The 26570-nt window shown below is 73.6% G+C and carries 21 protein-coding genes, 1 tRNA gene and 1 riboswitch; of the genes, 10 read left to right on the forward strand and 12 right to left on the reverse strand.

Annotated features, from left to right (window positions below; genetic code table 11):
- The first annotated feature begins 50 nt into the window (after positions 1 to 50).
- Positions 51 to 725: a (2Fe-2S)-binding protein gene (locus ACFWAR_RS22175; protein WP_385779680.1), complete on the forward strand. Its 675-nt coding sequence runs from the start codon at positions 51 to 53 to the stop codon at positions 723 to 725.
- 105 nt (positions 726 to 830) lie between these two features.
- Positions 831 to 2270 carry an alpha/beta hydrolase family protein gene (locus ACFWAR_RS22180; protein ID WP_385779682.1) on the forward strand — a complete coding sequence of 480 codons (1440 nt, stop codon included), beginning with the start codon at positions 831 to 833 and terminating at the stop codon, positions 2268 to 2270.
- 31 nt (positions 2271 to 2301) lie between these two features.
- Here the strand turns inward: ACFWAR_RS22180 and ACFWAR_RS22185 are convergent, their stop codons facing one another.
- Together ACFWAR_RS22185 and ACFWAR_RS22190 are read right to left on the reverse strand one after the other, a co-directional pair.
- On the reverse strand, positions 2302 to 4059 hold the full coding sequence (locus tag ACFWAR_RS22185) for a S8 family serine peptidase (RefSeq protein ID WP_385779684.1): 1758 nt from the start codon (positions 4057 to 4059) through the stop codon (positions 2302 to 2304).
- 277 nt (positions 4060 to 4336) lie between these two features.
- On the reverse strand, positions 4337 to 5719 hold the full coding sequence (locus ACFWAR_RS22190; protein WP_385779686.1) for a cation:dicarboxylate symporter family transporter: 1383 nt from the start codon (positions 5717 to 5719) through the stop codon (positions 4337 to 4339).
- A gap of 105 nt (positions 5720 to 5824) precedes the next feature.
- On the opposite strand from ACFWAR_RS22190, the gene ACFWAR_RS22195 reads away from it, so the two are divergent.
- Positions 5825 to 7408 carry an ATP-binding protein gene (locus ACFWAR_RS22195; RefSeq protein WP_385779688.1) on the forward strand — a complete coding sequence of 528 codons (1584 nt, stop codon included), beginning with the start codon at positions 5825 to 5827 and terminating at the stop codon, positions 7406 to 7408.
- Positions 7405 to 8127, forward strand: a complete 723-nt coding sequence (locus tag ACFWAR_RS22200; RefSeq protein WP_385779690.1) for a response regulator — start codon at positions 7405 to 7407, stop codon at positions 8125 to 8127. The genes ACFWAR_RS22195 and ACFWAR_RS22200 overlap by 4 nt, the downstream gene beginning before the upstream one ends.
- Here the strand turns inward: ACFWAR_RS22200 and ACFWAR_RS22205 are convergent.
- Together ACFWAR_RS22205 and ACFWAR_RS22210 are read right to left on the reverse strand one after the other, a co-directional pair.
- Positions 8094 to 8930: a tyrosinase family protein gene (locus ACFWAR_RS22205; RefSeq protein ID WP_385779692.1), complete on the reverse strand. Its 837-nt coding sequence runs from the start codon at positions 8928 to 8930 to the stop codon at positions 8094 to 8096. The genes ACFWAR_RS22200 and ACFWAR_RS22205 overlap by 34 nt on opposite strands.
- Positions 8930 to 9319 (reverse strand): tyrosinase family oxidase copper chaperone, encoded by a 390-nt coding sequence (locus ACFWAR_RS22210; RefSeq protein ID WP_385779694.1) that lies wholly within the window; start codon positions 9317 to 9319, stop codon positions 8930 to 8932. The genes ACFWAR_RS22205 and ACFWAR_RS22210 overlap by 1 nt, the downstream gene beginning before the upstream one ends.
- A 333-nt stretch (positions 9320 to 9652) precedes the next feature.
- Here ACFWAR_RS22210 and ACFWAR_RS22215 point away from each other — a divergent pair, with 333 nt between their 5' ends.
- On the forward strand, positions 9653 to 11068 hold the full coding sequence (locus ACFWAR_RS22215; protein WP_385779696.1) for a glutamate decarboxylase: 1416 nt from the start codon (positions 9653 to 9655) through the stop codon (positions 11066 to 11068).
- 86 nt (positions 11069 to 11154) lie between these two features.
- Positions 11155 to 12063 (forward strand): DUF1906 domain-containing protein, encoded by a 909-nt coding sequence (locus ACFWAR_RS22220; protein ID WP_385779698.1) that lies wholly within the window; start codon positions 11155 to 11157, stop codon positions 12061 to 12063.
- 6 nt (positions 12064 to 12069) lie between these two features.
- On the opposite strand, the gene ACFWAR_RS22225 is transcribed toward ACFWAR_RS22220, so the two are convergent.
- The 5 genes from ACFWAR_RS22225 to ACFWAR_RS22245 form a co-directional block, all read right to left on the reverse strand.
- On the reverse strand, positions 12070 to 14517 hold the full coding sequence (locus tag ACFWAR_RS22225) for a Helicase associated domain protein (RefSeq protein ID WP_385779700.1): 2448 nt from the start codon (positions 14515 to 14517) through the stop codon (positions 12070 to 12072).
- A 170-nt stretch (positions 14518 to 14687) separates the two neighbouring features.
- Entirely contained in the window at positions 14688 to 16352 is a 1665-nt protein-coding gene (locus tag ACFWAR_RS22230) for a sigma-70 family RNA polymerase sigma factor (RefSeq protein ID WP_385779702.1), read from the reverse strand.
- 183 nt (positions 16353 to 16535) lie between these two features.
- On the reverse strand, positions 16536 to 17729 hold the full coding sequence (locus tag ACFWAR_RS22235) for a serpin family protein (RefSeq protein ID WP_385779704.1): 1194 nt from the start codon (positions 17727 to 17729) through the stop codon (positions 16536 to 16538).
- Positions 17730 to 17817: 88 nt separating this feature from the next.
- Entirely contained in the window at positions 17818 to 19152 is a 1335-nt protein-coding gene (locus ACFWAR_RS22240; protein ID WP_385779706.1) for a glycoside hydrolase family 18 protein, read from the reverse strand.
- 202 nt (positions 19153 to 19354) lie between these two features.
- The gene (locus ACFWAR_RS22245; protein WP_385779708.1) at positions 19355 to 19888 is read right to left on the reverse strand and encodes a hypothetical protein; all 534 of its coding nucleotides are present in this window, start codon (positions 19886 to 19888) and stop codon (positions 19355 to 19357) included.
- Between the two features lie 173 nt (positions 19889 to 20061).
- Between ACFWAR_RS22245 and ACFWAR_RS22250 the strand changes: the two genes are divergently transcribed.
- Positions 20062 to 20134 (forward strand) — tRNA-Trp (locus ACFWAR_RS22250).
- 107 nt (positions 20135 to 20241) lie between these two features.
- Here the strand turns inward: ACFWAR_RS22250 and ACFWAR_RS22255 are convergent.
- Positions 20242 to 21054: a peptidoglycan-binding protein gene (locus ACFWAR_RS22255; protein WP_385779711.1), complete on the reverse strand. Its 813-nt coding sequence runs from the start codon at positions 21052 to 21054 to the stop codon at positions 20242 to 20244.
- Positions 21055 to 21302: 248 nt separating this feature from the next.
- A riboswitch (cobalamin riboswitch) is annotated at positions 21303 to 21438 on the forward strand.
- Positions 21439 to 21484: 46 nt separating this feature from the next.
- Here ACFWAR_RS22255 and ACFWAR_RS22260 point away from each other — a divergent pair.
- From ACFWAR_RS22260 to ACFWAR_RS22270, 3 genes are read left to right on the forward strand one after another with little or no spacing between them, the layout of a single operon-like run.
- Complete coding sequence (locus tag ACFWAR_RS22260; protein ID WP_385779714.1) at positions 21485 to 22498, forward strand: ABC transporter substrate-binding protein; 1014 nt, start codon at positions 21485 to 21487, stop codon at positions 22496 to 22498.
- A complete protein-coding gene (locus ACFWAR_RS22265) occupies positions 22462 to 23523 on the forward strand; it encodes a FecCD family ABC transporter permease (RefSeq protein ID WP_385779778.1) in 1062 nt (353 codons plus the stop codon). Before ACFWAR_RS22260 ends, ACFWAR_RS22265 begins: the two co-directional genes overlap by 37 nt.
- Positions 23520 to 24308: an ABC transporter ATP-binding protein gene (locus ACFWAR_RS22270; protein ID WP_385779717.1), complete on the forward strand. Its 789-nt coding sequence runs from the start codon at positions 23520 to 23522 to the stop codon at positions 24306 to 24308. The genes ACFWAR_RS22265 and ACFWAR_RS22270 overlap by 4 nt, the downstream gene beginning before the upstream one ends.
- A 64-nt stretch (positions 24309 to 24372) precedes the next feature.
- Here ACFWAR_RS22270 and ACFWAR_RS22275 read toward each other — a convergent pair whose 3' ends face one another.
- Together ACFWAR_RS22275 and ACFWAR_RS22280 are read right to left on the reverse strand one after the other, a co-directional pair.
- Positions 24373 to 24777, reverse strand: coding sequence for a VOC family protein (locus ACFWAR_RS22275; RefSeq protein ID WP_385779720.1), 405 nt, complete (start codon positions 24775 to 24777; stop codon positions 24373 to 24375).
- Between the two features lie 122 nt (positions 24778 to 24899).
- Positions 24900 to 26531 (reverse strand): N,N-dimethylformamidase beta subunit family domain-containing protein, encoded by a 1632-nt coding sequence (locus ACFWAR_RS22280; RefSeq protein ID WP_385779723.1) that lies wholly within the window; start codon positions 26529 to 26531, stop codon positions 24900 to 24902.
- Positions 26532 to 26570 lie beyond the last annotated feature (39 nt).

Genomic DNA, 26570 nt, shown 5'->3' on the forward strand with positions numbered 1-26570 from the left:
GGGCGGACCCCGCCCCCGGGCGCCGGTCGCGACCTTGAGATCATCGGGCCATGGACCTGGAGGACGTACTGCGGCGACTGGCCCCGGTGGGGCCGTTCTTCACCGTGCCGTGCGCGGCGCGGCCGCCCGGGCCGGGATTCCGTCCGCTGAGCGAGCTGTACGGCGACCGGCTCGCGGAGTACGTCGGCGAGGTGGGCCGGCGCATGGGCACCGGCCCGGGCCGGGTGGCCGCCTCCACCGCGCAGTTCGGCATCGCCTCCCGCCTCTGGTCCCTCGGGCTCGGCTGCGCGGCGCTGTCCGGGCGGGTGCCGGACCTGGCCCCCGACCGGGTGTGGTGGCGACTGCCGGACGCGGGGTCGCTGGAACTGTGGCTGCCCGGGCCGGTGGACCTGCCCGGGCAGGAACTCGGGGCCACCGTGCTCGGGAACCTCGCCGTGCTGGAGGCGGGGTTGCGGGTCCGGTACGCGCTGTCGCCGCAGGTGCTCCGCGGGAACGCCGCCTCCGGACTGGTCGGCAGCCTGCGGGTGCTGCTCGACCGGGTGCCGGGAGGCGACGCGGTCGCCCTGACCGCGGCGCTGCTGGCCGATGACGGACCGCTGGGCGCCACCGGCACCTTCGTCCACGAGGAGGGGCTCGGGGTGGCCTTCGTACGGCGCAGCTGCTGCCTCTACTACAAGGCCCCGGGCGGCGGCCTGTGCGGGGACTGCGTGCTGCGGACCCGGTAGGGGCGGCGCGGGGCGGGCGGCGGCGTCCGCCGGGCGGGTCCGTTCGGAGCAGTGGCGGGTGTGGCGCCGGGCGACCCGCCGTAGCGGCCTCCTACCGTCCCGAGCATGACGCACCGTCGCACCACCCCGCACCAGCCGCCGCCCGCGCCGCTGCCCCCGTCCGCCCTCTCCCGCCGCGCGGCGCTGGCCGGGATCGCCGCGGGGGCCGGGGCCCTCGCCACCGGCGGTGGCGTCGGGGCCGCGGCCGCTGCCCCGGCCCGGGCCGCCGCGCGGCCGGGCTCGGCGGTCGATCCGGACCCGGCGCCCGGTGCCATGAAGCTCTTCACCGACCCCGGCTTCAACTTCGCCGCCCTGTTCGCCCTCGGCGCCGCCGGGATGCGGGCCTCCGAGGTCGGCGAGGTGCTGACCGCCGTCAACTCCGTCAACGCCGCCGGGGCGTCCGAGCAGACCTTCAGCGACACCTTCCGCGGCTGGGGCGAGAAGCTCGCGGCGCCCCCGCCCGCCGGGCGCCACGGCCACGAACCGCCCTCCCAGACCCGCCGCTTCCGGGCGCTGCGGGCCTCGCAGTACTTCGCCCAGAGCCTCTTCTACGTCCTGGGCACGGCGAAGCCGGCCGACGAGAAGGCGGTGTACCTGGCCGGTGCGGCGGCCTGGGACACCTTCGCCTCGCTGTGCTCACCGGCCGCCGAGCGCGCGCGGGTCCCGTACGAGAAGACCCACCTGCCGGTGTGGTTCTTCCGCCCCGAGGGCCCGGAGCGGCCGCGTCCGACGGTCATCCTCACCAACGGCAGCGACGGCCAGAACGTCGACATGTGGACCTACGGCGTCAGCGCGGCACTCGACCGGGGGTGGAACGCGCTGGTCTACGACGGCCCCGGCCAGGGCCGGTTGCTGTTCGTCGAGGAGATGCCCTTCACCACCCGCTGGGAAGGGGTGGTCGCCCCGCTCATCGACTGGCTGGACCGCCGCAAGGACGTGGACAGCGGTCGGATCGCGCTGACCGGCATGAGCATGGGCGGCAACCTGGTGGCCCGCGCGGCGGCCTTCGAGCACCGGCTGGCGGCCCTGGTGTGCATGCCGGGCTGCGTCAGCCCCTGGCTCGGCTTCGACAAGACGCTGCGGGACGTGGTCACCGCGGACAAGGAGGAGACGAACCGGAACTGGAACGAGCAGGTGGTCCCGGACCTCTCCCCGCAGCTGGCCTACCTCGTGAAGAAGCGGTTCGAGATCTTCTCCCGGGAGGCCCTGCGCGAGGCCCGGGCCGGTCGGGTGTTCAAGGACCTGTGGACCCCGGCCCAGCGGGCGATCGGCCTCGACGTCACCGCTCTGGTGCCGAGGATCAAGACGCCGACCCTGGTCCTGGACTACGAGGCCGAGCAGTTCTACCCGGGGCAGCCCCGGCAGATGTACGACCTGCTGCGGGCCCGGCGCGAGTACGTGAAGCTGACCGGGGCCACCGGGGCGCAGTTGCACTGCTCCCCGATGGCCCCGCAACAGCACTGCGATGTCGTCTTCGACTGGCTCGCCGACATCCTGCGGCGCTAGGGCGCGGGCGGGTCCGCCCGGCCCGTCACCCCTAGAAGGTGAGGTTCCAGGCGTCGATCTTGCCCGTGTCGGAGTTGGCGTTGTCGTTCACGCGGAGCTTCCAGACGCCGTTCGCGACCTCCGAGGAGGCGTTGACGGTGAAGGTCTGGACGATGTTGTCCGTGCTGCCGCCGGTCCGGTTGGACAGGGTGTAGACGCTGCCGTCGGGTGCGACGAGGTCGACCTTCAGGTCACCGATGTAGGTGTGCTTGATGTCCACGCCCACCTTGAGGGTGGCGGGCGCGTTGCCGGTCACCCCGCTGACGGTGATGGGGCTCTCCACGGTCGCGTTGTCGTTGATCGCGAAGTCGGCGGTGTTCTCGAAGTACTTGCCGGCCGGCGGGGTGGATCCGCCCACCGCCTTCAGGGCGTCGACCTGGCCCTCGCCGAAGAAGGAGTTGTTGGCGGCGGTCCCGGTGCAGCGGTTGTCCGACGGGCAGGCGATGTCGTTGGCCTGGGTGGCCAGCTTGTCGCGCAGCTGCGCCGGAGTGATGCCGGGGTTGGCGCTCGCGAGGAGCGCGGCCACGCCCACGACGTGCGGAGTGGCCATCGAGGTACCGCTCTTGGTGCCGTACTTGCCGCCCGGGAGGGTGGAGTAGACGTCGCTGCCCGGGGCCGCCACGTCGATGACGCCCGCGCCGAAGTTGGAGAACGAGGCCTTCGTGGTGCCGGTGCCGTTCGCCGCGACGGTGACCACGCCCGGGAGCTCGGTCGGGATGTCGAGGCAGGCGTTGGTGATGGTCCGGGTGACCGGCGTCGAGTCGTTCGGGCTCGCCGAGTCCGTGGTCTTGTGGGCGAGGTCGTAGTTCTCGTTGCCCGCCGCGGCGACCTGGAGCGAACCCTTGCCCTCCGCGTACTCCTGGGCGCGCTTGACGCCCTCGATGATGGCGGCCTGGTCGATGTTGTCCGGGCAGTTGAACTGCCACGGGTCCGTGTAGTAGCTGTTGTTGGTGACCTTGAAGCCGTGGTCGCCCGCCCAGACGAAACCGCAGATGGTGTTCTCGGCGAAGAAGAACGAGTTGCCCGGCTCGGCGACCCGGACCGCGGAGATCTTCACGCTCGGGGCCACGCCGACGACGCCCTTGCCGTTCTTGGCGGCGGCGATGGTGCCCGCGACGTGCGTGCCGTGGGTGTCCACGTCGCGCCAGGCGCCGGCGCGGGTGTCCGGCTTGCCGTAGGCGCAGGAGACCGAGTCGGCCGCGTTGAAGTTCGGGGCCAGGTCCTGGTGCTGGTCGTCCACACCGGTGTCCAGGATGCCGACCTTCACGGAGGACGAACCGGTGGTGACGGCCCAGGCCTGGTCCGCCTTGATCTGGCTCATGTCCGCGCGGACCGGCTCTCCCGCGGCGGTCGTGGACTGCGCCGGGTTGGCGGGCAGCGCCGGGTTGTAGGCGTCGGCCGGAACGTCCGAGGTACGGGTGGCGCCGACCTGCTGGACCCCGCTGACCCCGCGCATCGTCGAGGCGAAGGAAGCGGAGGCCGAGTGGGCGACGATCACGCCGATGGCGTCGAAGTTCGAGAAGACCGTGCCGCCGTTGGCCGTGACGGCCGAGCGGACGGCGGAGCTGTCACCGGGAGCGGTGATCACGAGGTAGGCACGGGTTCCGGCAGCCCAGGTCGCACTCTGGGAAGCCGGGGCCGCGGCCCGGGGAGCCGGGGTGGGGGCCCCGGACGGTGCCACGGGGGCGGTGCCGGCGAGCGCGGCGGGTGCCCCGAAGGTCAGTGCGGCGCCAAGGGCGGCGGCCAGCACGAGGGTACGTCGAGGTCGGCTGGATATGTGGGGTATCAATGCGTCCTCCGAAGGGCCCGGTGGTGCTGGTGGTACCTACCGGGCCGTACGAAACGAGTGGTGGACGCAAGATGTCAGAAGCGTGCCCCTATATGGAAGTACCTTTTACCGCACGCCGGTTATCGGATGGTTGGCTGAAAATCGCCCCTGGCTGGGGGTGTCGGCGCCGACCGGGCTGGGCACCGTGGGGGGAGAGCCCTGCCCGGCCGGTCCGACGTGCGTACCGGGAGGCGCCGCTCTATACCGGTACGCCGTCTTTGCCCGCGGCCGGCTGGCCGGGTACCGGGGTGGACGCCGCGTCGTCGCGCGCGTGGTCCCGGTCCTCCGCGTGCTCGCCGTCGTTCAGGCTCGCCTCGTCGAAGGGCAGGCGCCCCGCGAGGACTTCGGTGGCCCGGTCGCGGTCGAACTCCTTGGTCCAGGTCCCGATCAGCACGGTCGCCACCGCGTTCCCGGCGAAGTTCGTCAGCGCCCGCGCCTCGCTCATGAAGCGGTCGATGCCCACGATCAGACCGACGCCGTCGACCAGTTCGGGCCGGTGCGACTGGAGTCCGCCCGCCAGGGTGGCGAGGCCCGCGCCGGTCACCCCGGCGGCGCCCTTGGACGCGATGATCATGAACAGCAGCAGCGAGATCTGCTCACCGAGGGCCAGGGGCTTGCCCATCGCCTCGGCGATGAAGAGCGAGGACATCGTCAGGTAGATCGCGGTGCCGTCGAGGTTGAAGGAGTACCCCGTCGGGACCGTGATCCCGACCACCGGCCGGGACACGCCCAGGTGCTCCATCTTCGCGATCAGTCGCGGCAGCGCCGACTCGGAGGAGGAGGTGGACAGGATCAGCAGGAACTCGCGGCCCAGGTAGCGCAGCAGCGCGAAGACGCTGACGCCCGTGCACACCCGCAGGAGCGTCCCGAGCACCACGAGGACGAAGAGCAGGCAGGTGGTGTAGAAGCCGATCATGATGACCGCGAGGGACTTGAGCGCGTCGATGCCGGTCGCGCCGACCACCGCCGCCATCGCCCCGAAGGCGCCCACCGGCGCCGCCCACATGATCATCGCGAGCACCCGGAAGACCAGCTTCTGCAGGTGCCCGATCCCGCGCAGCACCGGCTCGCCCGCCGACCCCAGGGCCTGGAGCGCGAATCCGCACAGGAGCGCCACCAGGAGGGTCTGGAGCACCTCGCCCCCGGTGAAGGCCGACACCATCGTCTTGGGGATGATCCCCAGCAGGAAGTCGGGGGTGCTCTGCGCCCCGCCCGCCTTCGCCTGGGCCTCGCCCGCGCCGCGCACGGCCTCGGTGAGGTGCAGCCCGCTGCCCGGCTCCAGCAGGTTGCCCACGAGCAGCCCGATGCCGAGCGCGACCGTGGACATCACCATGAAGTAGCCGAGCGCGAGCCCGCCCACCGCGCCCACCTTGGCGGCCTTGCGCACCGAACCGATGCCCAGCACGATCGTGCAGAAGATCACCGGCGAGATCATCATCTTGATCAGATTCACGAAGCCCGTCCCGAGGGGCTTCAGCTCGACGGCCGTGCCGGGCGCGGCCAGGCCCGTCGCGATGCCGAGCAGCACCGCGACGATCACCGCGATGTAGAGATAGTGCGTTCTGTCGCGCCTGGCGGCCACGTCGCCTCCTGAAGATGAATACGTCCCGCGCCGACCATGGCCCACCCTGTGACCCCGGTCACCCTTGCGTTCATTGAGTTCACGGCCGGGTGCACACTGAGCGCCATGTTCCGTTTCCCCCGTCCGCGCAGCCTCGCGGGCCAGCTCTTCGCCATGCAGGTGGTGCTGGTCGCCCTGGTCGTCGCCGGCTGCGCGGTCTTCGCGTACGCCACCGCGCGCCGCCAGGCCGAGGAGGCGGCCGAACGCCAGGCGGGCGCCGCCGCCCGCGCCGTGGCGGACTCGCCCTCCGTGCGGGAGGCGGTCCACGGCCCCGACCCCTCCGCCGCGCTCCAGCCCTACGCGGAGCGGGTGCGGACCGACACGGGCGTGGACTTCGTGACGATCATGGCCCCCGACGGGCGCCGCTGGACCCACCCCGACCCGCACCGGATCGGCGAGCGCTTCCTCGGCAACACCGCCCGCGCCCTGCGCGGCGAGACCTTCAGCGAGACCTACACCGGCACCCTCGGCCCCTCGATCCGGGTGGTCACCCCGGTCGTCGACGACGGCCGGGTGACCGCCCTGGTCAGTTCCGGCATCACGGTCCGCGCCATCAGCGACCGGCTCGGCGGGCAGCTGGCCGCGCTCGCCTGGGTCGCGGCGGCCGCCCTGGCACTGGGCGGCGCGGGAACGTACGTCGTCAACGCCCGGCTGCGCCGGCACACGCACGGGATGAACGCCGCCGAACTGAGCCGGATCCACGACTACCACCAGGCGGTCCTGCACGCCGTCCGGGAGGGCCTGCTGATGCTCGACGGGCAGCGCAGGGTCACCCTCATCAACGACGCGGGCCGCGAACTGCTCGGGCTGAGCGGGGAGGTGCGGGGCCGGGGCGTGGCCGAGCTGGGCCTACCGGCGCCGCTCACCGGCGCGCTGCTCGCCGACCGCCCCCGGGTGGACGAGGTGCACCTGAGCGCCGACCGGGTCCTGGTCGTCAACAGCTCGCCGGTGGCGGGCGGCGGCCGGCACGGCACGGTCGTCACCCTGCGCGACCACACCGAACTCCAGTCCCTGACGGGGGAGTTGGATCACGAGCGGGGCTTCACCGAAGCGCTGCGCTCGCAGGCCCACGAAGCGGCCAACCGGCTGCACACCGTGGTGTCCCTGATCGAACTCGGGCGCGCGCAGGAGGCGGTGGACTTCGCGACCGCCGAACTGGAGCTGGCCCAGGCGCTCACCGACGAGGTGGTCACCGCCGTCGGCGAGCCCGTCCTGGTCGCCCTGCTGCTCGGCAAGGCGGCCCAGGCGCACGAACGCGGGGTGGAGCTCGTGGTCACCCCCGACAGCGGGCCGCTCGCCGCGGCGGACGCCGCGCCCCCGGCCCGCGACCTGGTCACGGTGCTGGGCAACCTCATCGACAACGCGGTGGACGCGCTCACGGGCACCCCCGGCGGGCGGGTCCGGGTGACGGTGCGCCCCGGCGGCGGGGAACTGCTGCTGCGGGTGGCCGACAACGGGCCCGGGCTGCCCGCCGGGGCGGACGTCTTCCTGCGCGGCTGGTCCGGCAAGGGGGCCGGGCGCGGACTCGGCCTCGCCCTGGTGCGCCAGGCCGCGCAGCGGCACGGCGGCAGCGTGAGCGCCGCCGAAGCGCCGGGCGGGGGCGCGGAGTTCACCGTACGACTGCCGCTCGCCGCCGGGGCGCGGACGTGAGCGGCGGGGCGTCGCCGGTGCGGGTGCTGGTGGTCGAGGACGACCCCGTCGCCGCCGCCGCGCACGCGCTCTACGTCGGCCGGGTCCCCGGCTTCACCGCCGTCGCGGCGGTGCACTCCCTCGCCGAGGCGACCCGGGCCCTGGAACGGACCCCGGTCGACCTGCTGCTCCTCGATCTCGGCCTGCCCGACGGCAACGGGCTCCGCTTCGCCCGCGGGCTGCGCGCCGCCGGGCATCCGGTGGACGTGATCGTGGTGACCTCGGCGCGCGACCTGGCGGTGGTCCGCGAGAGCGTCTCGGTGGGCGTCGTGCAGTACGTGCTCAAGCCCTTCGCCTTCCCGACGCTGCGCGAACGGCTGCTGCGCTACGCCGAGTTCCGCGCCGCCGCCGGAGAGGCGGCGGGCCAGGACGACGTGGACCGGGCGCTCGCCACGCTCAGGCCGCCCCGGCCCGCCGAACTGCCCAAGGGGCTGAGCGCGCCCACCCTGGACCGCCTGGCCGCGCTGCTGCGGGCGGCCCCCGAAGGGCTCACGGCGGCGGGGGCCGCCGGGGCGGCGGGCACCTCCCGGATCACCGCCCGGCGCTACCTGGAGCACCTGGTGGACACCGGCCGGGCCGCCCGCGCGCCCCGGTACGGCCAGGTCGGCCGCCCCGAGCTGCACTACCGCTGGCTGGCCGCCGGCGATCAGACCGAGGCGGGCTCGGTGTCGAAGGTGTAGAACTTGCGGTGGTCGAGCATGTCCGCCGGGGTCACGTCGTTCCACGGCCGCATCGTGTCGTGCAGGTCCACCACGTCGGGGGTGCCCGCGGCGGGCAGGTACGGCGACTGCGGGTGCTTGGCCTGCCACTCGGCCCAGAGCTTGTCGACGTAGGCGTGGTGCATCCAGAACACCGGGTCGTTGGGCGAGACGCCCGTACCCATCTGGCCGCCCACCCAGACGTGCACGCGGTTGTGCAGGTTCACGCCGCGCCAGCCCTCCAGGTTGTTGCGGAAGCCGTTGGAGGCGCTGTTCCAGGGGGCCGCGTCGTAGACGGACATGGCGAGGACGGAGTCGACCTCGGCCTTCGTCGGCAGCTCGGCGACCCCGGTGCCGAGCGCGCGGCGCAGGTAGGAGCGGCCGTCGACGCGGACGTTCACCGGCCACTTCCCACCGGCGTAGGCGAACGGTCCGTCCATGACCTGGCCGTCGCGCGCCCGCCCGGTGCCGCCGAGGAAGTCGGCCGCCCACAAGGAGGAGCGGGAGGTGCGGTCGGCCGTCCAGTCCCAGTAGGGCAGGGCCACGGTCGGGTCGATTCTCTGGAGCGCCGTCTCGAACTCGATGAGGAAGCGGCGGTGCCAGGGCAGGAAGGAGGGGGAGCGGTGGCCCACCCGGTCACTGCTGTCCGTGTCGGACATGATGAAGCCGTTGTGCGTGGTGACGAACCGGTCGTAGCCGCCGGTCCGCTTGAGCTCCACCAGCGCCGAGGTGAAGGCGCGCTTCTCGGCGGGGGTCAGGGTCGCCTGGTTCTTGCGCACGGTCATCACATGCCGCCCATCGGGACGAGGACGGCGCCCTGGAGCTCGCGCACGGCGGCGCGGGCGAGGGAGGGCAGGTCGGCGAAGGTCTCGTAGTGGTTGACCACGCTGATCCAGGTGGTGTCGGCGTTGCGCATCACGTGCAGTTCGGCGCCGTCTATGCGGACGGTCGGGGTGCCGGGGGAGTGGTGGCCGCCGTGGTGGCCACCGCCCTGCGCGGGGGATATCCGTATCCGGCGGCCCATGTAGACCTCGTCGAGGGTGTCGCCCGTGCGGGGTGCGGGCACGGTCGCGGTGGCGGGGAGGGTGGCCGCGTGCGCGGTGGCGGCGATGCCGAGGACGCTGAGTGCGCCGGCGGTGGTCCCGAGGGCACGGCGGCGGGTGATCTGGTTCATGGGAGGAGGATGATCATCCCGGTCCGCCCGTTCAACCGACGGGATCCGATCCGGACATCTGCGGATATGTTGCACACAGAACCAGTTTGGTGATCTTCCCGTTCGCACCGTCTCCAGTGGCCCGAACGGGAAGATCACGTGTCGTAACCCTACGCGACAGTAATATCTCCGGCCGCACGGGGTAGCTATGTGAAGGGTCACACTGCGGAGTCGACCGGAAGACGTAGGGTGAAACGCCCCCGAGGCCCCGCCCCGCCACGGCCGCCGCCGAAGAATCCCGAAGCCGCCTCAGGGGAGCCGGGTCGGGGCGCCGTGCGCCCCTATAGTCCCGATATGGCACTTCATGAGATGAAGGAAGCAACCGCCGCAACCGCCCCCGCCCGGGACGAACGCATCGACGACGCCACGGACGTGTTCGCGTCCCCGCTCAGCGGCGAGGTACTGCCCAAGTACCGGATGCCGGCGGACCACTCGCCCACCGAGGTCGTCTACTCGCTGCTCCACAACGAACTGCTGCTCGACGGCAACGCGGCCCAGAACCTGGCCACCTTCTGCACCACCTGGTCCGACGACGGCGCCCGCCGCCTGATGGACGAGTGCATCGACAAGAACATGATCGACAAGGACGAGTACCCGCAGACCGCCGAGATCGAGTCGCGCTGCGTGAACATCCTCGCCGACCTCTGGAACGCCCCGCCCGGCGGCGCCGCGACCGGCTGCTCCACCACCGGTTCCAGCGAGGCCGCGATGCTCGGCGGCCTCGCCCTCAAATGGCGCTGGCGGGCCCGCCGCAAGGCCGAGGGCAAGCCCGCCGACCGCCCCAACCTGGTCTGCGGCCCCGTGCAGATCTGCTGGGAGAAGTTCGCCCGGTACTTCGACGTGGAACTGCGCCAGATCCCCCTGGAGCCCGGCGCCACCGGACTGCGCCCCCACCAGCTCGCCCCGTACGTCGACGAGAACACCATCGGGGTCGTCGCGATCCTCGGCGTCACCTACACCTGTGACTACGAGCCGGTCGCCGACCTCGCCGCCGCGCTCGACCGGATCCAGGCCGAAAGCGGCTGGGACGTCCCGATCCACGTGGACGCGGCCAGCGGCGGCTTCGTCGCCCCCTTCCTGCACCCCGACGTGGTCTGGGACTTCCGGCTCCCCCGGGTCGCCTCCGTCAACACCTCGGGCCACAAGTACGGGCTCGCGCCCCTGGGCGTCGGCTGGATCGTCTGGCGCACCGCCGACCTGCTGCCCGAGGAACTCGTCTTCACGGTGGACTACCTCGGCGGCAACATGCCGACCTTCGCCCTGAACTTCTCCCGCCCCGGCGGCGAGATCATCGCCCAGTACTACCTGTTCCTGCGGCTGGGGCGGGGCGGATACCGGCGCGTGCACCAGGCCTGCGCCGACACCGCGGCGTACCTGGCCCGGGAGATCCAGGGCATGGGCCCCTTCACCCTCCTGTACGATGGCCAGGGCGGCCTCCCCGCCGTCTGCTACACCCTCACCGACCCCGCGGCGAGCGGCTTCACCCTGTACGACCTCTCCGACCGACTGCGGATGAGGGGCTGGCAGGTGCCCTCCTACCCGCTGCCCCCGGACCGGGCCGAGACCGTCGTCCAGCGCGTCCTGATCCGGCACGGGGTGACCCTCGATCAGATCGCCCTGCTGGTCGGCGACCTGCGCCGGGCCGTGGACCACCTGACGAAGGCGCCCCCGACCGCCGTGGCCGACCCGCAGCCGGGCTTCCACCACTGACCGCGGCACCGGCGCACGGATGAACTTGGCCGCCGCCCGGCGCGGGCTGCCCGGGCGGCGGGGGCGGCGCACGGACCGTGGGGGGCATGTCCCGAACCCGCGCGAGCGCCCTCGCCCCCCTCGTCGCCTCCCTCCTCGCCGCCCTCGTACTGTCCGGTCCGGGGGCGGCCCCGGCCGCGGCCCGCGGGGGTCCGGGGCCGTCCCCGGGGCCCGCCGCGCAGCGGGGGATCACCCCGCGGGTGCTGCCCGACCACGGACCGCCCAGCCAGGCCCCCGAGGTGTTCCGGGGCGAGGGCTTCGACGCCTGCGCGGCTCCCTCGCTCGCGGCCATGCGGGCCTGGCGGGACCACTCGCCGTACGGGGCGGTCGGCATCTACACCAGCGGCGGCCAGCGGCACTGCGCGCAGCCGAGGCTCACCGCCGAGTGGGTCCGCCGGGTCCAGGCCATGGGGTGGCGGCTGGTACCGGTCCACGTCGGACGGCAGGCACCCTGCACGTCGTACGCGCACAAGCCCGGCAGGATCGATCCCGCACGGGCGGTCGAGCAGGGCCGCGAGGAGGCCGCCGAGGCGCTGGCCGGGCTCCGGGCGCTGGGCCTCGGCGCCGGCACCCCGGTCTACCTGGACATCGAGGCGTACCCCTCCGCCGAGCCGCGGTGCGCGCAGGCCGTCGTCGACTTCACGAGCGGCTGGACGCAGCGGCTGCACCGGGCCGGGTACCGCGCGGGCTACTACTCCAGCCTCGGCTCCGGGCTGGCCGACCTGGCCGCCGCCGCCCGGGCGGGCACCGCGCCGCTGCCGGACGCGGTCTGGTACGCCCGCTGGGACCGGCGGGCGGACACCGCCGACAACGGCGCGCTGGCCGCGGGGCTCTGGCAGGGCCACCGCCGGATCCACCAGTACCGGGGCAACGTGCGGGAGACCCACGGCGGGGTGACCCTCACCATCGACCGCAACCTCGTCGACGCCCCGGTCGCGGTCCGATCCGCCCCCTAGGCCGTGTCAGGACGCCCAGCGCATGCCCAGCTCCGACAGGGCGGCCCGGCGCTCCGGAGCCAGGCCGGACGCGCGGGAACGCTGGTTGGCGATCCAGGAACCCAGCCGCAGCTCCTCCCCGCCCAGCGGCTCGACGTGGGTGCGCGGTACCCGGAGGTGCCCCTCCCGGGCCTGGAAGCGGCGGGCCGCGGCCAGGTTCGCGGCCCAGGCGTCGGCGTGCGCCCGGCGCGGCCGGGGGCGTTCGGACTCCGGGGCCGGACCCGTCCCCAGGCCCTGCTCCAGCAGCCACCGCTGCGCCGGGGTCAGCCGCTCCCACCCCAGGCGCTGCGCCCGCAGCCACTGGCCCAGGTCCTCGCCCTGCACGTACACCTCCCCGGGACCGGGCGGCAGCGCGCCACCGGCCTCCAGCCGCGCCCGGGTCAGCCGGTAGGCCCGCTGCCAGGAGATGTCCCACTCCGGGCACCAGCCGGGGTCGATGTCGTCCAGGGCCGCGTGGCGCTCCGCCGACAGCGCTCCCGGACCCTCGCGGCGGGCGGCGGCGCGCTGGTTCTTGGCCCAGATGCCGACCGGGTGGCCCTCCCAGGTGGACTCCACCGGCGGCAGCAGGTGCCCGTGCGCCCGTGCCCACGCGCGGGCCGCCGTCAGCCCCTCCTCGAAGGCCACGTCGAAGGCGCTCCACACCATCCCGAGCGCGTCCAGCTCCGCGGTCCGCCGCCTGCCGAGGGATCCCCGGCGGTGGGCGCGCCGCGCGTCCGAGATCCACTGCCCGAGCGGGAAGCGGGCGAGCCCGGGCGGCCAACCGTCCCCGCCCGCGGGCGCCTTGAACCCGAAGGGCACCTTCAGGTCCCCGGCCCCGGCGGCGTAGTGCGCGGACGCGGCGAGCCCGCGCCGCCAGTGCTCGTGCTCGGGGTGCAGCACCCGCAGCCGGATGAAGGCGGCGAGCAGCGCCGGATCGCGGGGGGTCGAGAAGCTGAGCAGCCCCGCGGCCCCGCGCCCCGGCGAGCCGCCCGCACCGGCCGTCCTCGCGGGCCCGGGCGCACCCGGACGTTGCGGCTCGGCCAGCGACTCCACGAGCCTGCTGTCGTGCGCCCGCAGCGCCTCCAGCAGCCGCGCCAGGCTCCCGTACGCCCGGGAGGTCAGCATCGTCTCCGGGGTCTCGCCCGGGCCCAGCAGCACCGGCACCACGAGGGAGGCGACCTTCCCCTCGCCGGGGCGGATCCGCAGGGCCCGGCCCACGGCCTGCACCAGGTCCGGCATCGAGTCGCGGACGTCCGCCCAGAACACGGAGTCGCACTCCTTGGTGTCCACCCCCTCGCCGAGCACCCGGACGCTGCCGAGGAAGGCCTTCTCCGCGATCCGGTCGGCGGCGAAGGCGTCCAGCACCCGCCGCCGGTGCGCCGCCGGGTGCTGCCCGCCCAACCAGTCCGCCCACACGGTCCGCGGGTACACCGGGCGCGGGGCCCGGCTGGTCAGCCGCAGCCGCGCCGCCACCGCGGGCAGCCCCGCCGCGAACGCCTCGGCCTCCCGGGTCAGGTGGTGGAAGACCAGGGTGCGCCGGAAGCCCTGGTCGGCCGCCGCCTTGACCAGCGCGGTCTGCAGCGCGGCGAGCCGGGCCCCGCGCACCTCGTCCGAGCGCCCCTGCGGGCCCAGCAGCACCGCCGCCTGGAACTCCGGATCGCTGACGTCCACGCACACCACCCGGTACGGCGCGCAGATGCCCCGGTCGATGGCCTCGGAGAGGGACAGGGTGTGGCAGCGGGCGCCGAACGGTCCGTCCGGATCGTCCTCCATCGAGGCGACCAGCACCCCGCCGGGCACCCGGACCCCGGTGCGGTCGCCGCCGGTGGGGCCGCCGGTGGGGCCGTCCTCCTGCGTGGTCTCGGGGTCCTGCCAGACCCGGGGCGTGGCGGTCATGTACAGCCTGCGGACGGCGGGGATCCGGGTGTTGTCGTGCACCACCGCCCAGGGCTTGCCGATCCGCCCGGACGTGCGGTGGGCCTCGTCGACCACGATCAGGTCCCACCCCGGCGACCCGGCGCGGTGCGCCCCCTCGACGATGCCGAGGCCGAGGGAGGCGTAGGTGGCGAACACCGTGACCTGGGGCACCGGTCGGCACCACTGCGCGATCCGCTCCGGATCGGTGGTGCTGGGCACGCCCACCTCCGTGCCGCGCAGCGAGCACACGGCGAGGAAGCGCCCGGTGCGACCGCCCTCGCGCCAGGCGGCGACGGTCTGCGTCAGCAGGTCGAGCGAGGGCACCAGGACCAGTACCCGCCCGGCCCCGAGGGCCTCGGCGGAACGGACCGCCACCAGGGACTTCCCGGACCCCGTGGCCATGATCACCTGGGTGCGCAGCCCGGCCGCGGGCAGCTGCCCGCCCACGGGCAGCTCCAGCGCCCGCACGACGGCGTCGACGGCCTCGCGCTGGTGCGGGCGCAGGATCCTCCGTGCCATCCGTCGTACTCCGCTCGCCCCGTCTGATCAGCCCGTTCGGCTCCAGTCACTATCCTGCCCCGAAATTGAAGCATCCAGTGACCGCGCGGTCCGGTGTCGTCGAGCGACCTGCGAGCGGAAGGCGTCCCTCCCTCAGCCGGGGGCGCCCGCGGGCGCCCCCTCGACCGGGGTCACATGCGGGCACCGAAGTTCTGGGTCCACCAGGGGCCGCCGGACCCGTTGTGGATGCCCACACCGATGTCCTTGAAGGAGCAGTTGAGGATGTTGGCGCGGTGGCCCGGGCTGTTCATCCAGGAGTCCATGACCGCGGCGGGCGTCGCCTGGCCCCGCGCGATGTTCTCGCCGTACGTCGACCAGCGGTACCCGGCGGCGGTGATCCGCTTGCCCGGGTCGGCGCCGTCGGGGTTGGTGTGGTCGAAGAAGCCCCGGTCCGCCATGTCGTCCGACTGGCCCTGGGCGGCGGCGCGCAGCTGGGCGTCGTCCTTGAGCGGTCCGCAACCGGCCGCCGAACGCTCCTGGTTGACCAGCGCGATCACCTGGGCCACGGCGCCCTGCGGCGCGGCGAGCGCCGGACGCGGGGCCGAGGGGCGCGGGGCGGGCGTCGCGCTCCCGCTCCCGGAGGCCGAGGCGGAAGCGGAAGCGGAGGCGGAAGCGGAGGCCGAAGCGGAAGCCGAGGCCGAGGCCGAAGGAGACGCGGAGGCGGACGCCGAGGGGGAGGCGGAGGCGGACGCCGAAGGCGTCGACCCGGTGGTGGAGAGCGCGGCCAACGGCACACCGGGAGCCGCGGCGGTCGTCCCCTCCTCACCCGATCCCGGCAGGGCGCCACCGAGGTACAGGGCCCCACCACCGGCCATGCACGCGACGACCACGCCGCCCGCGATGACCCTCCGGCGCGTGCGGCGCCGCTTGCGCGACGCCCCCCGGCCCACGTCAGCGCGCCCCCCGGCCGCGTGGGCTCCGGAGCCCTTGGCGGCGCCGGAGGAGTGGGCGACGTACGAAGGAGCGGTGTCCGGGGAAGCGGCGAAGGAGAAGGCGGCCGGCACCGCGGTGGCCTCGTGGACCGAGGCCACGAGGGCCGCCGCGACGGGGACCAGGGCCAGCCCGGCCAGCAGACCCTCGGCCGGGACCAGGCCGTTCCACAGACCCGCGCAGCGCAGGCACTCGCGCGCGTGCCGGGCTATTCGCTTGCGCCACAGCGCGGACGGGAGCCCGTCCCAGCCGCCGGCCACCGCCCGCAGCGCGTCGCACGGCGGCTGGGCGTCCAGCGCCCGCTCGACCACGCGCGCGGACTCCAGCTGCGCCTTCATCCGCTGCACGCGCACGGCGGTGTGCTGCGGGGACAGCTCCAGGGCGGCCGCGACCTCGGCCCGGGTCAGTTCCCCGGCGCACTCCAACCACCACAGGGACAGCAACGCCCGGTCGTCGGGCTCCAGCCAGCGGGTGGCCCGGGCGGTCTCGCGCCGCTGCCCGGTCAGGTTCAGCTGTACGACGGTCAGGTCCACGAAGTCGGCGCCCGGGTCGGCGAGCTCCCGGGCCGCGTCCAGCCCGCTCGCGTCGGGGCCGGTGCTGCGCGCCTGCCAGTGCGCCCGTACCCGGTTCATCGCGATCGCCACCAGCCACGACCGGAAGCTGTCGTCGGACCGCAGCCCGCCCAGACCGTCGAGGGCCCGCAGCATGGTGTCCTGGACCACGTCGTCCACGTCGACGGACCCGTTCAGGGCCCGGCCGACGATGTTGTAGACGAGCGGCAGGTGGGCGCCGACGAGTTCGTCCTGCGCCCCCGGATCGCCCGCCCGTGCGGCCGACACCAGCGCTGCGGTGTGCTGAGTACTCATGTGATGATCCCTGTCCGTACCGGCGGTCGATGGTGCCCAATACATGGGAGACCGCCGAGCGGGGCCCCGATAACACTTATCGGTGAGCACTCTCTCGCACAAGGGCGCGTGGGGCGCACCGGGGTACGGGTTCGGTTCCTCACAAGCCGGGAAACCCGGGCTCCGAAGGCTTCGCGGCGCGCGTCAGCCGCGCGGGTCCTCGTAGCGGAGGGGCTCGTTCACCCAGCCCGCCGCGAGCACGAGGCGGCAGGAGCGGTCCACCGCGAGGAACCCGAAGGGCCGCCGGAAGCTGACTTCGGCGCGACGGACCCGGTAGCGGGTCGTCGGCACGCCCCCGCCCATCCGCATGGACACCGCGGTGAGCGCCGCAGCCTCGAACCCCGTCGCGTGGAAGCGGGCCATCGCGGACTGCCGCGCCGAGCCGACGGCCAGCGGGGCGGAGCTGATCCCCGGGAAGTGGCCGAAGGCGTCGTCGGACGCCGCGTCGAGCCCGAACAGCCGGGCATCGTCGAGGAGGTCGTGCTCGGCCCGGAGGTCGAAGGCCACGGTCTTCTCGATCAGGTGGGAACCGGGCGAGAACGACTCGACCGTCCGCACGTCCAGTCCCGGCCCGGGGGTCCCTTCGGGCAGGGTGCTCGCACCCTCGGCGGGCGCGCTCCCGGTGACGGCGGCGATCCCCGCGCCCAGCACCTGCCCGGGAGCGGCGTCGGGGGCGCCGAGCAGCAGGTGGACGTCGACGCCCGTGGTCCCCTCGACCTCCAGGAGCGTGACCGGTCCGGCGGGCGACCGCGTCACCCGGACCCGGTCCAGCTCGGGGGTGGTCCGTTGCAGGGCGAGGAAGCGCCGCCCGGACCACGGGCCGTCGTCGGTCCCGGTCGGGAACGCGTCGAAGGGCCGTTGCCAGGTCACCCGCAGCGCGAGCGCCGAGGCGAGGACCATGAGCACCTCAGGGCCCACGGGCACCGGCATGTGCTCGATCAGGCCGTCCGTGCGCTCGGCCGCCCACCCGTCCAGCACCGGCCGGTCGACGCCCGCGTCCCCCGTCAGCGTCCCGCGCGCGCCGTCCGGCAGGGCGTCGGTCCAACGCTTCTCCAGCGGGAGGTCGGCCCTGGTCCACAGGCCGGTCGCCGCCACCAGGCCGGGGACCCGACCGAGCCCGTCCAGCAGCTCGCGGGCCGCGGCCGCGGCCCCCTCGGCGGGTATGCCGAGGGACCGTGCCAGCTCCTCGCGCGCGGGGCCGCCCGCGCCGTCGGCGAGGAGGGCCAGCAGCGGCCAGACCCCGGCCGCGGTGAAGACCGTGCCCCCGGCGTCGGGCCGGACCGCCGCGGCCCAGCGTTCGGTGAGCCGGTTGACCGCGCGAATCGTCGTGATGTCCATGCGCGGAGGCTACGGGCCGGGGCGCCTCCCGTGCCGGTGGATTTCGCCGCGGGCCGCGGGGACCGGGGACCGGGGGCGCCCCGGTGGATCAGTGGCCGCGCAGCCCCTGGTCCACGGCCGTCATTAGTTCGCCGTCCGCGGTGTCCCCGTCCAGGGACCAGAACATGGCGCCGCCCAGGCCGTGCTCACGGATGTACGCCGTCTTCGTGCGCAGCACCTGCGGGTCGTCGTAGGTCCACAGGGTGGTCCCGTCGAACAGCCAGGCGCTGCCTGCCCGCCGGTCCCGGTGCAGTGTGTACGCGCCCGAATCGGCCAGCTTCTTGAGCGCCTTGTAGTCCTCGTACCCGGCGGACCAGGTCGCGGGCGCCGGCGCCGTCGCGGGCTTGCCCATGCCGTTGCCGCCGCCGGTGACCCCGGTCCAGCCCTGGCCGTAGAAGGGCATGCCCATCACGAGCTTGCCCGCGGGCGCCCCGCGCCGCAGCCAGGCGTCCACCGTGCCGTCGACGCTGAAGTCGCCCCGTGCGTACAGGGCCGACTGCTGGGCGGTGGTCTTCTCGCCGGAGACGTGGAAGTCGTAGCCCTGGAGCGTGACGAAGTCCAGGTCCCGCATGATCTTCCGGACCTCGAAGCCCGCGTCGATCTTGGCGGGGGCGGTCGGAACGAAGGCGGTCAGTTGGTACTTCTTCTTCTGCGTCCGGCCGTAGGCGTCGAGCTGGGTGCGGAACTCCTGCACCAGCGCGGTGAAGTTCCGCTTGTCCTCGGGCCGGTAGGTGGTGTCGGTGTCCCCGGGCGATCCGGGCCACTCCCAGTCGAGGTCGATCCCGTCGAAGAGGCCGGCGGCCGCACCGGCGCCGCCGCGGGTGCCGTCCTGGGGCAGGTTCCCCTTGATGTAGAGGTCGATGCAGGACTGGACGAGCGCCTTGCGCGAGGCGGGGGTCCGGGCCGCGTCCGAGAAGTACGTGGACCAGCTCCAACCGCCTAGCGATATCTGGGCCTTGAGGCCCGGGTGCTTGGCCTTGAGCTCGCGCAACTGGTTGAAGTTCCCGGCGAGCGGCTGGTCCCAGGTGTCGGCCACCCCGTCCACCGAGCCCGCGGCGTCGAGCGGACGGGCGTAGTCGGCCCAGGCGTCGGCCTCGCCGGGGACGTTGCCGGTGAAGCACTTGCCGTCCGCCCCGATGTTGCCGAAGGCGTAGTTGATGTGGGTGAGCTTGGCGGCGGCGCCGCTGGTCTCCAGGTTCTTGACCTGGAAGTCGCGCCCGTAGACGCCCCATTGGGTGAAGTAGCCGACGCGGTTGTACGTGCGCCCGTGACCGTAGTCGCCGTCGGCGCGGTCGGTGGCGGCTCCCGCGGCGGGCGCGAAGGCCGCCAGGAGGGAGAAGGAACAGGCGGCGACGGCCAGCCTGCCGAGCGTGCTGCGGCGCATGGGCTTCCTTTGCGGATGCGGGGAGTGGTGCTCCTGAGCCGTGCTGTGCGCGTGCTGTGCATCCCGGAAGGTATTGGTCTGGACCAGAGTGGTCAAGGGGGCGGCGGGAGTTCGGGTTCCCCACGGGGTCGCGTTCGGCGGACGGGCGGGCTCGGGGGACGGGCGCGTGCAGGGGACGGGCGGGCTCGGAGGACAGGTGGGCTCAGGAGAGGGGCCACTGGCCGATGTCGTCGGCCGTCCCGCCGTCCAGCGCGAACTGCACCGCCGACGGGCGGGCGTCGCGGGGGAGCTCGAAGGTGACGCTGCCGGTGGACCGCTCGCCGGGCGCGAGGGACAGCCCCTCCGGGAATTCCGTTCCGGCCGTCGTGGCCCTGGCCACACCGGAGTACCGCTTGCCGCTCAGGTCCAGGAGGTACGAGCCGTCGCGCGGGGCGTCGGTGTAGCGGGCCGTCCCGGTGTTGACCAGGCGGAACTCCACGGAGACGAGCCGCCGCGCCGGATCCGGCGCGGGATCCGCGGTGCGCGGGGTCGCCGGATCGGTCACGGTGACGAGGGTGACGTCGAGCAGCTCGCCGGGCCGATTGCCGCGCAGCGAGATCGTCTCCCCGGTGGGCCCCGCGGGGAGCCGTCCCCGCGCCTGCGCGGTGCCGGGTCCGAGGAGGGTCGGCGCGGCGAGGGCGAGCGCGAGGGCGAGGGTGAGGGCGGGCGCGGCGGAGGAGGGTCGCAGACGGCGCATGGCTGAACCTCCTCGGGCGTGGGGCCACCTCCCACCATCCCCCTCGGTGCCCGGCCCCGCCACCTGCGACGCTTCCCGTCGCGGCCGGGGGGCGCCCGCTGGTCCCGTCCGGTGACCACATGCTGGAAACGATTGGATCATCCGCGTGCCCCGTGCGAAGCTAAGGCCGTCGAAGGGGCGTAGCTCAGTTGGTAGAGCGTTGGTCTCCAAAACCAAATGTCGTAGGTTCGAGTCCTGCCGCCCCTGCAAGAACCCTTCGAAGCCCAGGTCGAACGCGCCGCGTTCACCCTGGGCTTCGGGCGTTCGGGTGGGTGCGCGGGGGCGCCCGGATCAGGTGTTGGGGACCTGTCGGATCAGGTGTTGGGGACCTGGAGGAGATCCCAGGTGGTGCGGCCGGGGGGCCAGGTGGCGGCGGTCCCGGTGAAGCCGCACGTGCGCTGCCACGCCTCGTAGCTCCTCTTGTCACCGGCGCCGATGACGTCCTTGTCGCGGCTCGACTCGTACCGGTCGCAGCCGACGGCGACCAGGCGGTCGTGCATGGCCGCCACGATCGGCGAGCGGCGGCCCGTGGTGAACCAGCCCGCGCCCGGGAACGGCTCGAACGTGGGCGCGGTGACGGGTGGCGCCCACCGCCAGGAGGTGATGGCGGTCCCGCCGCGGGGGTCGTGGGGGTCGGCGGTCGGCGGGCACTCGCCGTCCGGATAGCGGGGGGCGAAGTAGCCGGTGAGGTAGTTGCTGCGGCGGGGGTTGGAGTGCGACCAGACGCCGTTGCCCTGCCCGTGGTCCGCGGCCCCGGCCCGGATGGAGTTGCCGCCCTTGGTGTACACCGTGTCCGCGTCGAAGCCGGTGACCATCTCGGTGTGCGCGCCGTTGCCGAAGTTCACCCACGCTCCGGCGCTCGGGTACTCGGACCACTGGCCGCGGCGCTGCGCCCAGTCGGTGAACGCCGAGACGTTGTCGACCTTGGGCACGATCGCGTCGAGACCGACGTCGTGGTAGGTGCACCAGTCGAAGATGACGCACCACGCGACTCCGTCCTCGCCGAACTCGCGTCCCCACCGCGTGTAGTTGTCCCAGCCGACCGTGCTGTTCCAGCCCTCGTAGACCTGTTCGGGCACGGACATCAGGTGGTCGGTGAGCTGCCGCCACTGGGGTGAGGTGGTCATGGGGGTCCTCCAGGTGTGACAGGTGTGACGGGTGTGGCGTGGTGCAGGGGGCGGATTGCAGAGGAGGTGCAGAGGGGTGTGCAGAGGGGTGTGCGGAGGGGTGCGGTCGGGGTCGCGGGAGGCGACGATTTCCCAAGTGGTCCCCAGGAATGTGACGGCCAATGCGCCCCTGAGCTGCTGTATCGATTCAGCTCGGTCGGCGCCCCCCGGGGCGCCGCGGCCGGTGCGCCGACGTCGGGGCGCGGGTGGTCTGGCAGAATTGTCCGGGTTACCCCCGGGCGGCGCGTACCAGGAAACCGGTGTGAAACCGGTACGGTCCCGCCACTGTGACCGGGCCCTCGCGGGTCCGGGAGTCAGACACTGACGTGCCGCCTCTTCCTTTCGACTTCCTTTCGACCAGGGGACGAGGATCCCCCGGAGAGGCCCTGCCATGTCGCGTTTCCGTGCCGCCCTGCGCGCGCTCGCCCCGCTCGCCCCCCTGACGCTCCTGATACCGCTCGTCGCCTGCGGCGCCGCCGAGGAGGGAGCGACGGGCGACGGCGCGGCGCGGCCGACGTCCGGCGCCGCGGGCGCGGGGTTCCCGTACACCGTGACCAACTGCGGTGTGACCACGACGTACCGGGAACCGCCCCGGCGCGCCGTCGCCATGAACCAGCACGCCACCGAGGTGCTGCTCGCCCTCGGCCTCGGCGACCGGATGGCCGGCACCGCCTACCTCGACGACGCCGTCCTGCCCGCCTACCGGCCCGCCTACGACAAGATCAAGGTGTTGGCGAAGGAGTACCCGTCGAAGGAACTGCTCCTCGGCGCCAACCCCGACTTCGTCTACGGCGGTTACTCCAGCGCCTTCGACAAGTCCCAGGGGCGCGACCGCGAGACGCTGGGGAAGAGCGGTATCAACACCCGTCTCAGCGTGGAGTACTGCACCCAGGGCCCGGTCCGCTTCGAGCAGCTCAAGACCGAGATCACCGAGGTGGCCCGCACCTTCGGGGTGCCCGACCGGGGCGCGCGCCTGATCGAGGACGAGCAGCGCCGCATCGACGCCGTCGCGGCACGCGTGAAGGACAAGCCGCGCCCGAACGTCTTCGTCTACGACTCCGGGGAGACGGCGGCCTTCACCTCGGGCGGCAACGGCATCGGCAACGAGATCGTCTCCCTGGCGGGCGGGACGAACGCCTTCGCCGACCTGAAGGACACCTTCGGGGACGTGTCCTGGGAGAAGGTCATCGAGCGCAAGCCGGACACCGTGCTGATCTACGACTACGGCGGGACCGGCGTCGAAGCCAAGAAGCAGCGCCTGTTGAACGACCCGGCCCTCGCCCAGGTTCCCGCGATCAGGGACCGGCGGTTCGTCGTCCTGCCGCTGTCCTCGGCCGTCCTCGGGGTGCGCGTCGCCGACGCCGTCGAATCCCTCGCCGGTCAACTGCACCCCGACGCCCCGTGAGGGCGGACCGCCGCCGCACCCCGCTCGTCCTCGTCCTCCTCGCCCTGGCGCTCGCCGCCGGTGCGGTGGCGGGACTGGCCCTGGGGCCGGTGCGGATCCCCGCCGGCCAGGTGCTGGAGATCGTCGCGGACGGACCGCGCCCCGGTGCCTTCGCCTCCATCGTGTGGGACGTCCGGATGCCGCGCGTGCTGCTGGCGGCCGTGGTCGGCGCCGGACTGGCCGTGACGGGCGCCGTGCTGCAGGCCCTCGTGCGCAACCAGCTCGCCGACCCGTTCCTGCTCGGCGCGTCCTCCGGAGCCTCCGCGGGCGCCGTGGCCGTCATCGTGCTCGGCCTCGGCGCGGGCGTCGCGACCAGCGTCACCCTGCCCCTGGCCGCCTTCGTCGGCTCGCTCGGCGCGTTGGTCACCGTGTACGCCCTGGCCCGGCGCGGCGGGACCATGACCACCGGGCGGCTGATCCTCGCCGGGGTCGCCGTCCAGTACATCCTGTCCGCGCTCACCAGCCTGGTGCTGGTCCTCTCGGCGCGGGCCGAGGAGGTCCGCTCCATCCTCTTCTGGACGCTCGGGGGCCTCGGCGGGGCGCGGTGGGACGAACTGGCCCTGCCCGCGGCCGTCCTGGCCGTGGGGACCGGGCTGCTGCTCGGCCTCGCCCGGCCGCTGGACCTGCTGCTCGCCGGTGAGGAGGACGCGCGGACCCTCGGACTCGACACCGGTCGCTTCCGGGCCGCCGTCTTCGTGCTGACCTCCCTGGTCATCGGGGTGCTGGTGGCGTTCAGCGGTGCGATCGGTTTCGTCGGGCTGATGGTTCCCCATGCCGCCCGGATGGTCGTCGGCGCCGGGCACCGGGCGCTCCTGCCGGTGGCCGCGCTGGGCGGGGCGGTCTTCCTGATGCTGACCGACCTGGTCGCCCGTACCGCGGCGGCGCCCGAGGAGATTCCGGTCGGCGTCGTCACCGCCCTGGTCGGCGGGCCGTTCTTCCTGTGGATGCTGCGGCGCTCCAGCCGCAGCGAGGGGGTGACCGGATGACCGCGTCGCCCCCCTCGCGAGCGCTGGAACTGCGCGCCGAGGCCGTGCGTTACGAGGTGGACGGCAAGCCGCTGCTGCACGGCGTCGACCTCACCGCGCACCCCGGCGAGACGATCGGCGCGGTCGGTCCGAACGGCAGTGGCAAGACCACCTTGCTGCGCTGCGTGTACGGCACCCTGCGGCCCACCGGCGGGCGGGTCGTGCTCGACGGTGTGGACGCGGCCTCGCTGGGCGTCAAGGAACGGGCCCGCCGGGTCGCGGTCGTGCCGCAGGACGCGAGCGGCACCTTCGGGCTGACCGTGCGCGAGGTGGTGGCCATGGGGCGCAGTCCGCACAAACGGTTCTGGGAGCAGGACGGACCGGCCGACGCCCTGCGCGTCGCCGGCGCACTGGAGACGGTGGGCGCCGGGGAGCTGGCCGCCCGCCGCTTCGACGAACTGTCCGGCGGCGAGCGCCAGCGCGCGCTCGTGGCCCGGGCCCTCGTCCAGGAACCGGGCCTGCTCGCGCTCGACGAGCCGACCAACCACCTCGACATCCGCTACCAGCTGGACGTCCTCGGCCTGGTCCGGGACCTGCCCGCCACGGCCCTGCTGGTCCTGCACGACCTCAACCTCGCCGCGTCCTTCTGCGACCGGCTCTACGTCCTGGACGCCGGACGGGCGGTGGCCTCCGGGCCACCGGGAGAGGTCCTGACGGAGGAACTCCTGGCCGAGGTGTACGGCGTGCGCACACGGATCACCGCCCACCCCACCACGGGCGCGCCGAACATCGTCTACCTGCCCTGAGCGGACGGCGAGGGGGCGGCGCCCGGTACGCGCGGCGCCGCCCCCCCCTTGAACCGCCCCCCGACTACGGGGTGGTCGTGTCTTCGGCGCCGCTCCCGTAGGGGCGGGTGATGATCTCCATCCCGTGCCCGGACGGGTCCAGGAAGTACAGGCCCCGGCCCCCGTCGTGGTGGTTGATCGCGCCCGGCTGCTTCTGCATCGGATCGGCGAAGTACGTGATGCCCTTCGCCCGGATCCGGGCGAAGGACGCGTCGAACTCCGCCTCGGAGATGAGGAAGGCGTAGTGCTGGGGGGTGATGGTCCCGGACGGGACGGTGGCGAAGTCCAACTGGACGCCGTTGGCGGTGTCGACGGGGACGAAGGGGCCCCACGCGCGACCGACTTCGAGTCCGAGGACGTGCGCCAGGAACTCGGCCGACTCCCGGTTGTCGCGGGAGTGGATGATCGTGTGGTTCAACTCGACTGACATGGGTGAATGCCTCCGCAAGGCACCTCACGGCCACCTCCATGCCTCACCCGGACGGTGACCGGCACGCGATGACGTGTAGGTGATCTTAAACGCCCGTTCCGGCCCCTGGCCACTGCTTTTGGTCAGGAACCGCCGTACACCGCCTTGACGTTGTCCTGGGCGGGGCGGGTACGTCCGGCCGGTCCCGCCGCGAAGGCGCGCAACACGTTCTCCGTCACCCGGGTCGTCAGCGCTCCGGCGCGCGCGTCGAGGCCGTGGTTGGCGCCGCCGCGTCCGTCCCCGGTGGCGTCCAGTGCCTCGACCCAGCGCATGGTTCCGGTGGCGAACACCCCGGCGCCGCTCGGCGTCGTGTAGTAGGCGGTGTCCTGGTGACTGGGCCGGCCCTCGCACACCACGGGGGAGTGGGCCAGTATCTCGATCGGTCGCGGGGTCGGGAAGCCGGTGTTGACCTTGTCGTACTCCACGCCCACCAGGTGCGGGAAGCGGTCGGTCGCCCGCACGCCCGTGCCTTCGAAGAGCCAGTGGCCCGGGTTGGTCACCACGTACGGAGCGTCCACGGGGTAGCCGTCGTAGATCACGCCGAGCAGTGAACTCTCCGGGTCCGCTCCGGGGGCCGTGCGGAAGTCCACGGTCGCCGGGTGACCCCGCTTGAAGCCCGGGTCCTGCTCGTAGGACGTCTTGTAGCAGACGACCGTACGGTCCTGGCCCAGGTCGCTCGCCTCCAGGCGGATGCGGCGGTAGCAGCAGTTCGCGCCCAGTATCGCGACGTTGCTCCCCGCGTCCCGGGCGGCGGTGATGTGCGCGCGCTGCTCGGGCGACCAGTACTCGTCGTGCCCGAGCGAGACGACGGTCGCGGCCCCCTCCAGCAGCCTCTTCTCACGGGCCACATCGGTCGTCGTGGTGTAGGCGAGGGGTATGCCGAGCCGCTCGGCCAAGGCGATCAGCGGGGCCTCGTAGACCAGGAACAACCCCGCGCCGTCGTCGTACTCGTACGGTCGGTCGAAGGTCACCGACAGGGAGCGCGAGGCGAAACCACCGCTCGGGCCGTCGTAACTGCTGTACCCGCCCCACTTGTTGTAGGCCTGCCACGTCGCCACCGCGTTCACGATGACGGTACGGCCCTTGGTGGCCGCGGACCGCACGGTGACCGGGACGAACCGCTGGCCCTCGCCGCCCTGCGCGTCCAGGCGCAGCAGGTAGCTGCCCTCCGGCCAGTCCTTCGTCTCCACGGTGGTGGTCCGGGCCCAACGGGCCCGCACCATCCGCGTCCCCTGTTCCACCGCGGCCTCGGGCTGGCGGGCGCCGTTGATCGCCTGGGAGCGCCACACCAGGCGGGCCCGCGCCCCGCCGTACCAGCCCATCCGGTAGGCGGAGACGGTGAACCGCGGCGCGGTGGTGGACACGTGCAGGCCGAAGGACTCGCCCGGCAGGACGCTCACCCGGTCGGCGAAACCCTCGATCGCCCGCGCGGGCCCGGCCTTGGCCACGCCCCAGTCGGCGTTGCCCGGCCGTGCGTTCTCGGCCTTGACGTCGAAGGCGCGCGGTCCGGTCGGATCGCCGGACCCGGCGGAACCGGACGGCTTCGGAGCGCCGCTCGGTGCGCGGCCCGCGCCCGCGCCGTCGGCGGAACCCGAGCCGTCCGCGCAGCCCGCGACCGCCCCGAGCCCGGCCACCGTGGCCGCACCCGTCGCGATCGCGAGGAACCGCCGCCTGGCCGCTCCTCCACCGTCCCCTGCCCTGTGCGTCTGATCCATGAAGGGCACGGTATGTCACCCGTTCGGATCTGTTCGAAC

It is taken from the genome of Streptomyces sp. NPDC059917 (assembly GCF_042730635.1).
Lineage (GTDB): Bacteria > Actinomycetota > Actinomycetes > Streptomycetales > Streptomycetaceae > Streptomyces.